The sequence below is a fragment of the Micromonospora sp. NPDC048169 genome (assembly GCF_040652815.1).
Classification (GTDB): Bacteria; Actinomycetota; Actinomycetes; order Mycobacteriales; family Micromonosporaceae; genus Micromonospora.
This window is the reverse complement of the sequence record NZ_JBEZMS010000001.1, coordinates 217,314-231,735: the sequence shown is the minus strand read 5'-3', so window position 1 is coordinate 231,735 and position 14,422 is coordinate 217,314. Positions and strand designations below refer to the sequence as shown.

Here is a 14,422-nt window from a genome sequence, read left to right as displayed (position 1 = left end):
GCTTCCAGTTCGAGCGCACTCGAAGTCAAGTCCTCATTGCCAGGGACGGTGAATTCACCTACCGTTGAGTTCAACGGGTGATGAATTGACGGAGGCGAGCATGGACTACGCGGTGTCGGTCCGCGAGCTGGTGGTCGACCGGGGCGGACGGCGGGTGCTGCACGGCATCACCTGCGCGGTGCCCCGGGGCAGCGTCACCGGACTGCTCGGGCCCAGCGGCAGCGGCAAGACCACGCTGATGCGCGCGGTGGTCGGCGTGCAGACGATCGGCACCGGCGCCGTCGACGTGCTCGGCCGCCCGGCCGGCTCGGCCGACCTGCGCCGCCGGGTGGGTTACCTGACCCAGGCGCCGAGCGTCTACGCCGACCTGACGGTGCGGGAGAACGCCCGCTACTTCGCGGTACTCCAGGGCCGGGGCCGCGCCGAGGCCGACCGCGCGGTCGCCGACGTCGGCCTGGCGACCGCCGCCGACCAGCTCGTCGGCACGCTCTCCGGCGGCCAGCGCAGCCGCGCCTCGCTGGCCTGCGCGCTCGTCGGCGAACCGGAGCTTGTCGTCCTCGACGAACCCACAGTGGGCCAGGACCCGGTGCTGCGGGCCGACCTGTGGGCCCGGTTCCACGCCATGGCCGCGAACGGCACCACGCTGCTGGTCTCCAGCCACGTGATGGACGAGGCCGCCCGCTGCGACCGGCTACTGCTGATCCGCGAGGGCCGGCTGATCGCCGACGACACCCCGGCGGCGGTCCGCGCCACCACCGGGACCGACGACCTGGAGGAGGCGTTCCTGCGCCTGATCCGCGACGCCGAGGGAGAGGCGCGATGAACGGACGCATCCTGGCCGCCACCACCGGGCGCATCCTGCGCCAGCTCCGGCACGACCGGCGGACCGTGGCGCTGCTCGTGGTGGTGCCGTCGGTGCTGCTCACGCTCGTCTACTTCATGTACGTCGACCAGCCCGCCCCGCCCGGCGCGCCCAGCACGTTCGACCGGGTGGCCCTGATCATGCTGGGCTTCTTCCCGTTCATCATCATGTTCCTGGTGACAAGCATCGCCATGCTGCGCGAGCGCACCACCGGCACGCTGGAGCGCCTGCTCACCACGCCGCTGGGAAAGCTCGACCTGCTCTTCGGGTACGGCATCGCGTTCGGCCTGGCCGGGGTGCTCCAGTCCACAGTGGCATCGGTGGTCGCGTACCGGGTGTTCGGCCTGGAGACCGCGGGCAGCGCGTGGCTGGTCGTGCTGATCGCCGGGGTGAACGCGGTCCTGGCGGTGGCGCTCGGCCTGTTCTGCTCGGCGTTCGCCCGCACCGAGTTCCAGGCGGTCCAGTTCATGCCGGTGGTGGTGGCCCCGCAGCTGCTGTTGTGCGGCCTGTTCGTGCCGCGCGGCGAGATGGCCGGCTGGCTCCAGGCGGTCAGCGACGCGCTGCCGCTGTCGTACGCGGTCGAGGCGTTGCAGGAGGTCGGCGCGCACGCCGAGCCGACCGGGACGATGTGGCGGGACGTGGCGATCGTGGCCGGGGCGGCGGTGGCGGCGCTGGTGCTTGCCGCCGCGACGCTGCGCCGGCGCAGCGGGTGAACGCGCGGCGCACCGGGCGGCGGCCCGGCAACCCGGACACCCGCGAGGCCATCCTCACCGCGGCGCGGGAGGCCTTCGCCGAGCGTGGCTTCGACGCCACGTCGATCCGGGCCGTCGCCACCGCGTCCGGCGTGGACCCGGCTCTCGTGCACCACTACTTCGGTGGCAAGGAGGAGCTGTTCCGGTCCGCGACGGCGTTCCCGGCCGACCCGGGGCGGCTGCTGCCTGTGGTGCTCGACGGCAGCCCGGAAGCGGTGGGCGAGCGGATGGTCCGGGTGTTCCTGGAGGTCTGGGACTCCCCCGCCGGCACCGCCGGGGTGGCGCTGCTGCGTTCGGCGGTGAGCAACGACTGGACCGCCCGGCTGCTGCGCGAGTTCCTGGTCACGCAGGTGCTGCGCCGGGTGCTCGACCATCTCGACGTCGACCCGGCACAGCGCGCGCTGCGCGGCGGGCTGGTCGCCACCCAGCTCGCCGGGCTGGCCATGATGCGGTACGTGCTCCGCCTCGACGCGGTGGCCGGCGCCGAGCCGGCGACGCTGGTGGCCGCCGTCGGCCCGACGGTCCAGCGTTACCTCACCGGCGACATCGCCTGAGCCGCCCCCGTGCCGTGCGGCGCCGACGGCCGGTCCGGCCGGCTCAGGCCGCGGCCCGGGGGCAGAGCATCGGGTGGAGCAGGCGGGACAGCTCCGCCACGTCGGCGACGGGCCGGGCAAAGGCGAGCCGGGCCCGCCGGGTCGCCCCGGGCCGCCCGTGCGCGACCACCAGCCCGTACCTGTCGATCCGGACCACCCGGGGCGTGCGGTCGCCGGTCAGGGCCAGCCGCCGCCGCAGGTAGTCGCCGACCTGTTCGCCGTGGTGGTCGGTCAGGTCGGCCAGCAGCTCGGCCTCGACCGGGTGCAGCGGGTCCGGTTCGGCCTCCGCGTACGCCTCGGGGTCGATCCGGCGCACGCGCCCGGCGCGTTCCCAGCGGGCCTCGGCCACCTCGAATCGGTGCAGGTGGAACCGGCTGCCCACGTCGAGCAGGTCACCGACCGGGTCGGTGGTGGCGAAGTCGACCGCCGCGTCGCGCGCCTCGTCCCCGTCCAGCCGCGTCGCCCAGCCGGACACCCAGGCCCGGCCGAGCGAGGGCGCCCCGGCGGCGGGCGGCAGGTCGAGCACGTCGAGCACGGTGGCCACGTCGGTGTCACCGGACGGCGGCACGAGCGCCGCGGCGAGGTCACTGACGACGGGCACGAGCAGCAGGACCCGCCCGTCGGCGTCGACGGCGTGCCGGGCCTGGTGCGGGCCGGGCTGCCGGGCCAGGTGGATGAGGGCGGGCAACCGGCCCGCGACCAGGGTTCGCACGATCTCCGCCGGGCTGGGTCGCATGATCCCGACCTCCTCAACATAGGTTAGGCTTGCCTAAGTAGAAGGCTAGACGATCGGAGACCTCCGCGTGAACCACCCCCGGCCCAAGGCCCGGCTCTCCCGCGCCCTCGGCATCCCGCTGACCCGCAAGTGCGTGCGGTACTTCGAGCGACGCCCCTACCCGCCGGGTGTGCACGGCCGCTCCCGCCGCACCACCTCCGACTACCAGGTACGGCTGCTGGAGAAGCAGCGGCTGCGCCACCAGTACAACGTCAGCGAGGCCCAGCTCCGCCGGCTGTTCGACGAGGCGGCCCGGGGCGCCGGCAAGACCGGCGAGACGCTCGTCGCGCTTCTGGAGCGGCGCCTCGACGCGGTGGTGCTGCGGGCCGGGCTCGCGCGCAGCGTCTACCAGGCCCGCCAGCTCGTCGCACACGGCCACATCACCGTCGACGGGCGCAAGGTCGACCGGCCGTCGTACCGGCTGCGGCCCGGCCAGGTGGTCGGCGTACGCGAGCGCAGCCGCGCGCTGCCGCCGTTCCAGCTCGCCGCCACCGGTGCGCACGCCGACGCGCAGCCCCGGCCGTACCTGTCGGCGCAGCCGGCCGAGCTGCGCGCCACGCTGGTGCGCGAACCGGCCCGGCACGAGGTGCCGGTGGTCTGCGACGAGCAGCTCGTGGTGGAGTTCTACTCCCGCTGACCGCCGCTCCCGAGCAGACCCGCCAGGATCAGCGGGTCTGCTCCAACCCTGGTGGACCCGCCAGAATCAGCGGGTCTGCTCCAACCAGGACGCGTACAACAGCGCGTACACCGAGTCCGGGTCGCGGACCAGCTCCTCGTGCGGGCCGCGCTGCACGATCCGGCCCCGGTCCACCACGATCACCTCGTCGGCGGCCTGCGCGGTGGACAGCCGGTGCGCGATGGCGAGCGTGGTCCGGCCCCGGGTCACCGCGTCCAGCGTCCGCTGCAGGCGGACCTCGGTGGCCGGGTCGACCGCGCTCGTCGCCTCGTCCAGCACCAGCAGGTCCGGGTCCGCGACGTACGCCCGGGCCAGCGCCACGAGCTGCCGCTCGCCGACGCTCAGCGCCTCCCCGCGCTCGCCGACCGGCGTGTCCAGCCCGGACGGCAGCCCGTCCAGCCAGTCCGACAGGCCCAGCTCGGCGAAGGCGGCGGTGAGCCGCTCGTCGGTCAGGTCCGGGCGGGCGAAGCGGACGTTCTCCCCGACCGTGGCGTCGAACAGGAAACCGTCCTGCGGCACCATCACCACCCGGGAACGCAGCGAGTCGAAGCGCACCTGACGCAGGTCCACCCCGGACAGCAGCACCGCCCCCTCGGTCGGGTCCATCAGCCGGGTGAGCAGCTTGGCGAACGTGGTCTTGCCGCTTCCGGTCTCGCCCACCACCGCCACCCGGCTCTTCGCCGGGATGTCGAGCGTCACGCCGTGCAGCACCGGCGGCCCCCCGGGATAGGCGAACGTCACACCGGCGAACCGGGCGTCCAGCGGCCCGGGCGGCAGCTTCCGGCCCTGCTCGCCCGGGTCTGCCACGTCCGGTGAGACGTCCAGCACGTCGAGCACCCGGCGCCAGCCGGCGATCGCGTTCTGCGCCTCGTTCAGCACCTCGGTGGCGATCTGCACCGGCTGGATGAACAGCGTGACCAGGAACAGGAACGCGGTGAGCTGGCCGACAGTGAGCGTGCCGTCCACGCCGAGGCTGACCCCGACCACCACCACGCCGGCCAGCGCCAGCCCGGCGGCCAGCTCCCCCACCGAACTGCCCATGATGCTGATCCGGATCGCCCGCTGCTGGGCCACCCGCTGCCCGTCGATGGCCGTGTCCAGCCGCCGCGCGGTGCGCCCGGCGATGCCGTACGCCCGGATCACCGGCGCGCCCACCACGCTCTCGCCGATCGCGCCGAGCAGCGTGCCGGTGCGCTGCCGCACCAGCCCGTACGCTCCGGCGAGGCGGCGCTGCAACTGCCGGATCACCAGCACCGCGGGCGCGAACGCGACGAGCACCACGAGCGTCAACTGCCAGGAGTACGCGAGCATCACGGCGGTGGTCACCAGCAACTGACCCAGGTTGACGATCAGGATCACGCCGCCCCACTGGAGGAACTGGGTGATCTGGTCGACGTCGCTGGTGACCCGGGAGACCAGCGAACCGCGCCGCTCGGACTGCTGGTGCAGCATGGAGAGGTCGTGCACGTGCCGGAACGCCCGGGTACGCACCCCGGCCAGCGCGGTCTCGCTCACCGTGAACAACCGGCGCATCATCAGGTAGCCGCACGCGGTGGTGAGCACCAGCACCCCGGCGGTGATCGCCACGGTGAGCGAGATGACGTTCAGGTCGAGGCCGCCGACGATGCCGTGGTCGATACCGCGCTGCACCGCCACCGGCACCGCGACCCGGCCGACCATGTAGACCAGCGCCAGCGCCAGCGTGCCGGCCAGGCCGGTACGCAGCTCCGGGGAGAGCGCCAGCCCGCGCCGCAGCGTCCGCCAGGTCGACTCGGCGGCCTCGGTGTTCCGGTCCGCCTCCGCCGTCGTCGCGCTCACCGGTCCACCTCCAGGCCCGAGGTCAACGGGGTGACCTCGTCGTACGTCCGATTCTGCTCGCGTTCCTGCTCGGCCTGCTCGTACGCGGTGACCAGGTCGGCGTACCCGGGCACGGTGGCCAGCAGCTCGGTGTGGGTGCCGCGCGCCACCACCCGGCCCTGCTCCACGTAGATCACCTCGTCGGCGAGGGCGATGGTGGCCCGGCGGTACGCCACCACCAGGATGGACGCCGGGGCGCCGCCGTCGGCCGGTGCGCGCAGACCGGCCAGGATGGCCGCCTCGACCCGTGGGTCGACGGCGCTCGTGGCGTCGTCGAGCACCAGCAGCCGGGGTCGCCCGGCGAGCGCCCGGGCCAGCGTCAGCCGTTGGCGCTGCCCGCCGGACAGCGACGTGCCCCGCTCGCCGACCATGGTGTCCAGCCCGTCCGGCAGCGCCGCGACGAAGCCGTCCGCCTCGGCCAGCCGCAGCGCCGCCCACACCTCGTCGTCGCCGATGCCGGCCCGGTCCAGCGCGATGTTGGCCCGGACCGTGTCGTCGAAGACGAACGGCACCTGCGCCACGAGTGCCACCGTCTCGGCCAGCGACGCGGCGGTCAGCTCCCGCACGTCCACGCCGTCCAGCATGACCCGCCCGGCGCCCGGGTCGACCAGGCGCACGGCCAGCGAGGTGATCGTGGACTTGCCCGCGCCGGTGGGGCCGACCAGGGCGACCGTCTTCCCGGCCGGCACGGTGAACGTCACCTCGCCGAGCACCTGGGCGCCGGGCAGGTGCGCCTCGGCCGGCTCGTACGCGAAGTGCACGTCGTCGAAGGCGAGGGTGGCCGGCTCCCGGGTGGACCGGTCGAGCGTCCTCGTGCCGTACGGCATCTCGCCGGTCGCGTCCAGCACCCGGCGGACCCGGTCCCATCCCGCGACGCTGCGCGGCAGCTCGGCCAGCACCCAGCCGATGGCACGGACCGGGAAGGCCAGCACGGTGAACAGGAACGCGACGCTGACCAGCTCGGTCACCGTGAGCGCGCCCTGCCGCAGCCGCAGCGCGCCGACCACCAGGACGGCGAGCGTGCCGAGGCTGGGCAGCGTCTCCAGCATCGGGTCGAACACGCCCCGCAGCCGGCCGACCGAGATCAGCGCGTCGCGCAGCTCGCCGGCGCGGGAGGCGAAGCGGGCCGTCTCCTGTGCCTCGCGGCCCATCGTCTTGACCACCAGAGCGCCGTCGAAGCTCTCGTGCGCGATGCCGCTGACCTCGGCCCGCAGCCGCTGCGCCCGGGCCTGGCGGGGTGCCATCCGGCGGGAGTAGACCACGTTGAGCGCGAACAGCGCGGGGAACACCGCGAGGCCGACCAGGGCCAGCGCCCAGTCGGTGAAGAACAGCGAGACCACCGCGCCGACGAGCATCACCAGCGTGCCGACCGCGAACGGCAGCGGCGCGATCGGGTACCAGGCCGCCTCCACGTCGGAGTTGGCGTTCGAGAGCAGCGTGCCGGTGGAGTTGCGGTGGTGCCAGGAAAGCGGCAGTTCCAGGTAGCGGCGGGTGACCCGGCGGCGGTAGGCGGCCTGGAGCCGGTACTGCATGTAGCCGGCGCCGAGGCGGCGGCCGAAGATGCCGACGACCCGCAGCACGCTGATGCCGAACAGCGCGGCGGCGGCGAGCGCCAGCCCTCCGCCGGCCACCTCGCCGCGCTCCACGGCCGGCACGACCACCTCGCCGACCACCGCGCCGACGACGTACGCGCTGGCGATCACCAGGAGGCCGAACAGCACGCTGCCGCTGACCGCGACCGCGAAGATCCGCGGCTGTTCCCGGATGGCCCGGCCGAGCACCCGTAGCCCTCTGCCGAGCACGTCCCGACTTGTCCCGCTCGCCACGCTGTCCCCCGCCGTAAGCCGCAGTTTTCTCCCCCATCCTTACCGTTCTCCGGCGCTCACGCCGACCCGGCCGGGATATGTCCGCCGTCACGTTCGCACGGAGCTGGGCGGACACCGGCCGGATCGATCGCGCGCCGGGGTCCGGCCGGGCGTGGCGCGCCGATCGGCCGGGACGGGCCTACCATCAGGGGATGCCGCGGTACGCCCGAACGGAGCGCGAGGCGCTCGCCGACCTGATGCTCGAACTGGGACCGGACGCGCCGACCGTCAACGAGGGGTGGACCACCCGTGACCTGGCGGCGCACCTGCTGGTGCGGGAGCGCCGGCCGGACGCGGCCGGCGGGATCCTGCTGCCGCCGCTGCGTGGATACGGCGAGTCGGTGCGCCGGCGGATCGCCGCCGGGCCGTACGCCGACCTGATCGCCCGGGTACGCCGCCCCCCGGTGTGGAGCCCGGTGAGCAATCCCCTCACCGACGAGCTCGCCAACGGGATGGAGTTCTTCATCCACCACGAGGACGTGCGACGGGCCCGGCCCGGCTGGCACCCGCGCGAGCTGCCGGCCGGGCAGCAGGCGGTGCTGTGGAAGCGGGCGTCCCTGCTGGCCCGGATGGCGCTGCGGCGGTTCCCGGCCGAGGTCCTGGTGCAGGCGCCGGGGCACGGCGAACTGCGGGCCGGCGGTGGCGGCGAACGGCTGCGGGTGGTGGGCGCGCCGGGTGAGCTGGTGCTGTTCCTCACCGGGCGGCAGCGGGTGGCCCGGGTGCAGGTGGACGGCCCGGCCGAGAGCGCCGAGCGTCTGCGTACCGCCGAACTGGGCCTGTGACCGACGAGCGGTGACCGCTCGCCCGCCGGCTGTCGGAGGTGGACGCCGGGAGATCGACGACTGTCACCGCGACGCCGCGCCCCGGGCCACCGGCGACCGGTTCCGCGCCGCCCGGCCGGCACGCCTGAGCCGGTTCCAGCAGGCGGGACCGGCGGCTACGCGGCCGATCAGGGCTAGCCGCTGGCCGGGTGCAGGCAATACCCTTCGGTAACCGCAGACCGACGTGACCCCCGTCACGTCCCTCCACCCCTGAAGGCGGCTACAGCGATGGCTCTCGATGTACCGTACCGTTCCGTACCGGACATGTTCCTCAAGCGCGTGGCGGACTCCCCCGACCGGCACGCCTTCGCCCACCCCGCACCCGACGACTCGGGCCCGGTCTGGCTGACGTGGGAGCAGGTCGGGCAGCGCGCCAAGGCGATAGCCGCCGGGCTGCACGGGCTCGGTGTCGGCCTGGAGAACCCGGTGGCGATTCTGGCCAACACGCGCCTGGACTGGGTGCTCGCCGACTTCGGCATCATGTGCGCCGGTGGTGCCACCACCACCGTCTACCCCACCACCGAGCCCGAGGACGCGGTCTACATCATCGCCGACTCCGGCTCGAAGGTGCTGTTCGCGGAGAACGAGGCGCAGGCGGCGAAGATCGCCGGGGCGGATCTTCCCGCGTTGACCCACGTGGTGCTCTTCGACGGCACCCCCGACCCGGCGGCGGCCGTCCCGCAGCTCACCCTGGCCGAGCTGGAGGAGCGCGGCGCCGCGGCGCTGAGCGCCGAGCCGGACCTGATCGACACGCTCGTCGCCGGCATCGGCCCGGACCACCTGGCCACGCTCATCTACACGTCGGGCACCACCGGCCGCCCGAAGGGCGTGGAGCTGCTGCACGGCGGCTGGTGCTGGGAGGGCGTGGCGCAGGCAGACCTGGGCCTGCTGCGCGTCGACGACCTGCAATACCTGTGGCTGCCGCTGTCGCACTCGTTCGGCAAGACGCTGCTCTGCGGCGCCACCCACGTCGGCCTGCCCACCTACGTCGACGGCCGGGTGGACAAGCTCGTCGACCTGCTCGGCGTGGTGCAGCCGACGCTCATGTGCGGTGCGCCCCGGGTCTTCGAGAAGGTCTACAACAAGGCGGTCACCACCGCGCAGGGCGCCGGTGGCGCCAAGGCCAAGATCTTCGCCTGGGGCGTCGGGGTGGGCAAGGAGAAGGTCGCGCTGGAGCAGGCCGGCAAGCCGGTCCCGGCCGGGCTGCGGATGAAGTACGCGCTCGCCGAGAAGCTCGTGTTCAGCAAGCTCCAGGCACGGCTCGGCGGCCGGATGCGGGTGCTGGTCTCCGGCGCGGCGCCGCTGAGCAAGGAGATCGCCACCTTCTTCGCCGCCGCCAACCTGCCCATCTCCGAGGGCTACGGGCTGACCGAGACCAGCGCCGGCGCGTTCGTGAACCCGCCCGACGGGCTGAAGATCGGCAGCGTGGGCCGGGCCATGGGCGACCTGGAGTGCCGGATCGACACCGACGGTGAGGTCCTGCTGCGCGGCAAGCCGGTCATGCGCGGCTACCACAACCTGCCGGAGGAGACCGCCGCCGCGTTCACCGATGACGGCTTCTTCCGCACCGGCGACATCGGCACGCTCGACGCCGACGGCTACCTGCGCATCACCGACCGGAAGAAGGACCTGGTCAAGACGTCCGGCGGCAAGTACGTCGCGCCGTCGCACATCGAGGGCATGTTCAAGGCGGTGTGCCCGTACACCTCGCAGGCGGTGGTGATCGGGCAGGCCCGCAACTACTGCACCATGCTCGTCACGCTCGACCCGGACGCGATCAAGGGCTGGGCCGCCGGCACCCCGCTCGATGGCAGCGACTACACCACGATCGTCACCTCGCCGCAGGCGCGGGAGATGGTCGAGGGCTACGTCGCCGAGCTGAACGGCAGGCTCAACCGCTGGGAGACGATCAAGAAGGTGACGATCCTTCCCCGCGACCTCACCATCGAGGACGGCGAGGTCACGCCGTCGCTGAAGATCAAGCGCCGCAGTGTGGAGACGAACTTCGCCTCCGAGATCGACAAGATGTACGAGGGGACGCTCGCCGAGCTGTAGTCCGCACCGCGCCGGCCGTGCCCCACCGTCCCGGGGCACGGCCGCGTGCGTTCTCAGAGGTGCCCCTCCCGCCACCGGCTCTGCTCGGCCTCGGCGGCGATCTGCTCCTCCAGCGCGAGCCGGCGTACCCGGCGCCGGCGGTCGTCCTCCCCCCGGGTCTCCCAGGCGACGCCGGCGCAGGTGAGCACCGCCAGCGCGGCGAGCGCGTTCAGCTCGTGGAGCCGGGCGACGGCCGGGACGGCCGCGGCGAGCACCAGCACCGTCACCAGCAGCGGCGTCCGTGCCCGGCGCTCCGCCAGCCACCAGCACCCGGCGAGGCTGAGCAGGTAGATCCCGACGCCGCCGAACAGGACCCCGGCCCAGAGGACCCCCAGCTCCGGACCCCACGCGGGCGTCGTCGGTGAGGCGGCCTCGGCCAGCAGATCCTTGAGGCCGAGGGCGAAGAAGATGATCCCGGCGACCATCGGCAGGTGCAGGAACGTGTAGACGGTGCGGGCCAGCCGCAGCCGTGCGGCGGGGTCCCGGGCCTGGTGCAGGGCCTGTTCCAGCGCGAACCTCAGCGTGTCGAAGTACGCCCACCACAGCGCCGCCACGATCACCACGCCGAGCAACGCGGCGACCGCCACCGGGCCGGTGAGCGGCAGCCCGCGCTTCGGGCCGAGCCCGAGCGCGATGAGCGACTCGCCGAGCGCGACGAGCACGATCAGCGCGTGCCGCTCCGCCCAGTGCCCGGCCGAGATCACCACCCACCACTGGCGGGCGAGGATCGCCCCGGCGATGTACTCGACGAGCAGCGCCAGGGTCCAGAGCGCCAGTTGCAGCCCCACCGCGAAACGCCCGTGCGCCAGCCGGCCGGGCAGGGTGCCGGCGACGACCAGCAGCACCGTGGCCACTGTCGGGGCCAGGAAGCGTATCCGCAGTCCCCGGCGCCGGGCCGGGTCGGCGCGGTCGGCCCAGGCGAAGACGGTGAGCTGGGCGGTCCGGATCACGAAGTAGCACGCGGCGAAGACGAGCGGCCCGGGCAGCCAGCCCTCGCGGTTGGTGGCGAACGCGCTGGGTGTGCTGAGCACGAGCAGGAACGTCGCCGCCACGGTGACGACGCCGACCAGCGGCAGCATCCCCTGGTCGGCGCGGAACGCGTTGCCCATCCGGGCGAAGCCGGTCCACGACCACCAGAGCAGCGCCAGCACCAGCAGGAACCGGTAGAGGTTGACCGGCGTGAACACCGACGCGGTGAGCGTGGTGACGCTCAGGAACGCGAAGACGAAGACCAGGTCGTAGAAGAGCTCCACCCAGGTGGTCCGGGAACCCGGCGCGCTGCGCCGCACCGCCAGCGACCACCGGACCGCGTCCCCGTCTCCCACCCGGGCAGTGTGCGGGCACCGGCCCGCCCTCAGCCGGGGTTCGAGCGGATCACCACCGGATCGGGCGGGCGGTCAGGCGATGACGCTGGGTTCCCGCCACTGCGGGCGGCTGGTCCGGTCCAGGTCGTAGCGGACCGCGGCGAGCCGCCCGACCGCCTCCACCAGCTCGGCGGCGGGAAGCGTGAAGGGCAGCCGCAGGAAGCGCTCCAGCGTCCCGTCCAGGCCGAACCGGGGTCCGGGCGCCAGTCGTACGCCGACCTCCTCGGCCGCGCGGGCCAGCGCGCTGGAGATGGGACCGTCCAGCTCGGCCCAGAGCGTGACGCCGCCGCCGGGCACCCGCACCCGCCAGTCGGGCAGCCGGTCGGCGAGCGCCGCGACCAGGGCGTCCCGCTGTGTGACGAGCTGGGCCCGGCGGGCGGCCACGATGGCCGGCGCCTCGGTGAGCAGGTGCACTGCGACGAGCTGGTCGAGCACCGGGCTGGCCATGTCCACCCCGACCCGGGCCGCGGCCAGCCGCTGCACCTGGGGCGCGGAGGCGCGTACCCACCCGATCCGCAGCCCACCCCAGTAGGGCTTGCTCATGCCGCCGATGCTGATCACCCGGGAGTGCCTGTCGAAGACCGCCACCGGGGGCGGCAGCGTGGTGTCGTCGAGCGGCAGGTCGACGAAGGACTCGTCGACCACCAGGTCGGTGCCGGCCGCGTGGGCCGTCCCGACCAGCCGCTCGCGCAGGTCGGCCGCCATCAGGTGGCCGGTCGGGTTCTGGAACTCGGGAATCACGTACGCGAGCTTCGGCCGGGTCTGCCGCAGGCTGCCGAGCAGCAGTTCGGCGTCCCAGCCCTCGTCGGACAGGCCGTGCGTGGCGATCCTGGCCCGCCGGGCGGAGAGCGCGGCGAGCGCGTTGGGGTAGGTGGGCGACTCGACGAGCACCGCGCCGCCGGGCGACAGGGCCAGCCGCAGCACCAGGTCCAGCGCGTGCTGGGTGCCGTTGGTGACCATGATCTGCTCCGGGCTGGTGGGCAGGCCACGTTCGGTGTACCCGCGCGCCACCGCCTCGCGCAGCTCGATGATGCCGGTCGGGTGGTAGCCGGCGCCGCTGAGGTAGCGGGGCAGGTCCTCGGCCGCGGCCCGGGCGGCGGGGACGAGCTGCGGGGGCGCGGACAGCGCGGCCACCCCGAGGTCGATCATGTCGCGGTCGTCGAGCGGCGTCCACAGCCCGGTGCTGGCCACCCGGTGCCCGCCGGGCAGCATGGTCCAGCTGCCCGCGCCCCGGCGGCTGGCCAGGTGGCCGCTCTCCCGCAGTTCCCGGTACGCGGCGGTGACAGTGGTCCGGCTGATCCGCAGCGCCTCGGCCAGTTCCCGCTCGGCCGGCAGGCGTACCCCGAGGGGGAGGCGCCCGTCGGCGAGCAACCCGCGGACGGCGCCGGCGAGCGCGGCGTAGTCGGGGCTGCGCCGACGGCCTGGCAGTGCGTGCCACTGACCGAGGAGTCGCGCCAATTGGACGCCGCGCACCTGGCTGGTCATGGCCACACCCCCGAAATTGGCACCCTCGACAACCACGATTGGCACCTAGGGTGGCATGCATGGCACAGCTTGGCAATCTCCGGCACCGGCCGGTACGACGGCTCGCCCAGCTCTACGCCGGACTGGTCCTCTACGGCCTGAGCATGGCGCTGATGATCCGCTCCGAGCTGGGACTGGACCCGTGGGACGTGTTCCATCAGGGACTCGCCCGGCAGACCGGCCTGTCCTTCGGGACCGTCACCATCGCGGTCGGCGCCCTCGTGCTCGTCCTCTGGATCCCGCTGCGGCAGCGACCCGGCCTCGGCACGGTCAGCAACGTCGTGGTGATCGGCCTGGTCGTCGACGCTGCCCTGGCCGTGCTGCCGGCCGGCGACGGCCTGCCGGCCCGCGTCGCGCTGCTCGTCGCCGGGATCGTCGCCAACGGCGCCGCCACCGGGCTCTACCTGGGCGCCGGGCTCGGCCCCGGCCCACGCGACGGGCTGATGACCGGCTTCGTCGCCCGCCACCCCCGCTTCTCGGTCCGGCTGGTCCGCACCGTCATCGAGGTCACCGTGCTGGCGCTCGGCTGGCTGCTCGGCGGCACCGTCGGTCTCGGCACCGTGGCGTACGCGCTGACCATCGGCCCGCTGGCCCAGTTCTTCATCCCGGTCTTCGCGCTGCCGCCACGCCCGGCGGCCGGTGCTTACGCTACGTGATCATCACCGGGCCGACCGCCACGGCCGGGACGCCGCGCAACGCGTTGAGCTGCGGCGACACACAAGCGGGAAACCAGGTGTTTCCTCCGCCGTCGCGGCCGGGCATCATTCCTGCATGGGGGAGAACGGATGGCGTTGGAGCGACGCCTGGATCTTCGTCGCGCTTGTCATCGCCAGTGGCGCCGGCCGGCACCGGCGGGCCGCCGCGACACGCAGGCCGGAGGGTGTCCGCCTGGCCGACGTCCTCTCCACCGCCGACCACCTCAACCAGGCCATCCCCGAACGGCACGAGGTGGAGGGCGCGGTCCGGCGGCTGGTCGGCGCGGGTCTGGTCAGCGTCGCCGACGGCTGGTTCCGGGTCACCGCCGACGGTGAGCGGCTCTGGCGCACCCGCCCCAGCGCCGGGCTCGGCACCACGGTGGACACGGTGCAGGGCGTGCTGACCCGGCGGCACCCGCCCGCCGAGAGCGAGTGGCACCTCGACGAGAACGACCACGCCGCCGCCGTGCAGGAGTACGTGGTCCGGTCGATCCCGATGCCGCGCCGCTCCCCCGAGGGGCACCCCGGCCGGCAGTGACCCGCC

The 14,422-nt window shown here is 73.9% G+C and carries 13 protein-coding genes; 8 read left to right on the top strand and 5 right to left on the bottom strand.

Features of this window, described 5'->3' with window-relative positions; all coding sequences use genetic code 11:
- Positions 1–100: 100 nt before the first annotated feature.
- The 3 genes from AB0D28_RS01035 to AB0D28_RS01025 are packed head-to-tail and all read left to right on the top strand — an operon-like array spanning position 101 to position 2,168.
- Positions 101–823: an ABC transporter ATP-binding protein gene (locus AB0D28_RS01035; protein WP_357380861.1), complete on the top strand. Its 723-nt coding sequence runs from the start codon at positions 101–103 to the stop codon at positions 821–823.
- Positions 820–1,575: an ABC transporter permease gene (locus AB0D28_RS01030; RefSeq protein ID WP_357380859.1), complete on the top strand. Its 756-nt coding sequence runs from the start codon at positions 820–822 to the stop codon at positions 1,573–1,575. Before AB0D28_RS01035 ends, AB0D28_RS01030 begins: the two co-directional genes overlap by 4 nt.
- On the top strand, positions 1,572–2,168 hold the full coding sequence (locus AB0D28_RS01025) for a TetR family transcriptional regulator (RefSeq protein WP_357380857.1): 597 nt from the start codon (positions 1,572–1,574) through the stop codon (positions 2,166–2,168). The genes AB0D28_RS01030 and AB0D28_RS01025 overlap by 4 nt, the downstream gene beginning before the upstream one ends.
- Before the next feature lie 43 nt (positions 2,169–2,211).
- On the opposite strand, the gene AB0D28_RS01020 is transcribed toward AB0D28_RS01025, so the two are convergent.
- Positions 2,212–2,943 carry a DUF2470 domain-containing protein gene (locus AB0D28_RS01020; protein ID WP_357380855.1) on the bottom strand — a complete coding sequence of 244 codons (732 nt, stop codon included), beginning with the start codon at positions 2,941–2,943 and terminating at the stop codon, positions 2,212–2,214.
- A gap of 67 nt (positions 2,944–3,010) precedes the next feature.
- Between AB0D28_RS01020 and rpsD the strand changes: the two genes are divergently transcribed.
- Positions 3,011–3,619, top strand: coding sequence for a 30S ribosomal protein S4 (gene rpsD / locus AB0D28_RS01015; protein WP_357380853.1), 609 nt, complete (start codon positions 3,011–3,013; stop codon positions 3,617–3,619).
- A 66-nt stretch (positions 3,620–3,685) separates the two neighbouring features.
- On the opposite strand, the gene AB0D28_RS01010 is transcribed toward rpsD, so the two are convergent.
- Together AB0D28_RS01010 and AB0D28_RS01005 are read right to left on the bottom strand one after the other, a co-directional pair.
- Entirely contained in the window at positions 3,686–5,476 is a 1,791-nt protein-coding gene (locus AB0D28_RS01010; RefSeq protein WP_357380851.1) for an ABC transporter ATP-binding protein, read from the bottom strand.
- Positions 5,473–7,317, bottom strand: a complete 1,845-nt coding sequence (locus AB0D28_RS01005; protein ID WP_357380849.1) for an ABC transporter ATP-binding protein — start codon at positions 7,315–7,317, stop codon at positions 5,473–5,475. Before AB0D28_RS01005 ends, AB0D28_RS01010 begins: the two co-directional genes overlap by 4 nt.
- A 215-nt stretch (positions 7,318–7,532) precedes the next feature.
- Between AB0D28_RS01005 and AB0D28_RS01000 the strand changes: the two genes are divergently transcribed.
- Entirely contained in the window at positions 7,533–8,162 is a 630-nt protein-coding gene (locus AB0D28_RS01000; protein ID WP_357380846.1) for a TIGR03085 family metal-binding protein, read from the top strand.
- A gap of 267 nt (positions 8,163–8,429) precedes the next feature.
- On the top strand, positions 8,430–10,256 hold the full coding sequence (locus AB0D28_RS00995) for a long-chain fatty acid--CoA ligase (RefSeq protein ID WP_357380844.1): 1,827 nt from the start codon (positions 8,430–8,432) through the stop codon (positions 10,254–10,256).
- Positions 10,257–10,309: 53 nt separating this feature from the next.
- Here the strand turns inward: AB0D28_RS00995 and AB0D28_RS00990 are convergent, their stop codons facing one another.
- Positions 10,310–11,620: a low temperature requirement protein A gene (locus AB0D28_RS00990; RefSeq protein WP_357380842.1), complete on the bottom strand. Its 1,311-nt coding sequence runs from the start codon at positions 11,618–11,620 to the stop codon at positions 10,310–10,312.
- A 72-nt stretch (positions 11,621–11,692) separates the two neighbouring features.
- Complete coding sequence (locus AB0D28_RS00985) at positions 11,693–13,144, bottom strand: PLP-dependent aminotransferase family protein (protein WP_357380840.1); 1,452 nt, start codon at positions 13,142–13,144, stop codon at positions 11,693–11,695.
- Between the two features lie 59 nt (positions 13,145–13,203).
- Between AB0D28_RS00985 and AB0D28_RS00980 the strand changes: the two genes are divergently transcribed.
- Together AB0D28_RS00980 and AB0D28_RS00975 are read left to right on the top strand one after the other, a co-directional pair.
- Positions 13,204–13,839, top strand: coding sequence for a hypothetical protein (locus AB0D28_RS00980; RefSeq protein ID WP_357380838.1), 636 nt, complete (start codon positions 13,204–13,206; stop codon positions 13,837–13,839).
- Positions 13,840–13,954: 115 nt separating this feature from the next.
- Positions 13,955–14,416, top strand: a complete 462-nt coding sequence (locus tag AB0D28_RS00975; RefSeq protein ID WP_357380836.1) for a hypothetical protein — start codon at positions 13,955–13,957, stop codon at positions 14,414–14,416.
- Positions 14,417–14,422 lie beyond the last annotated feature (6 nt).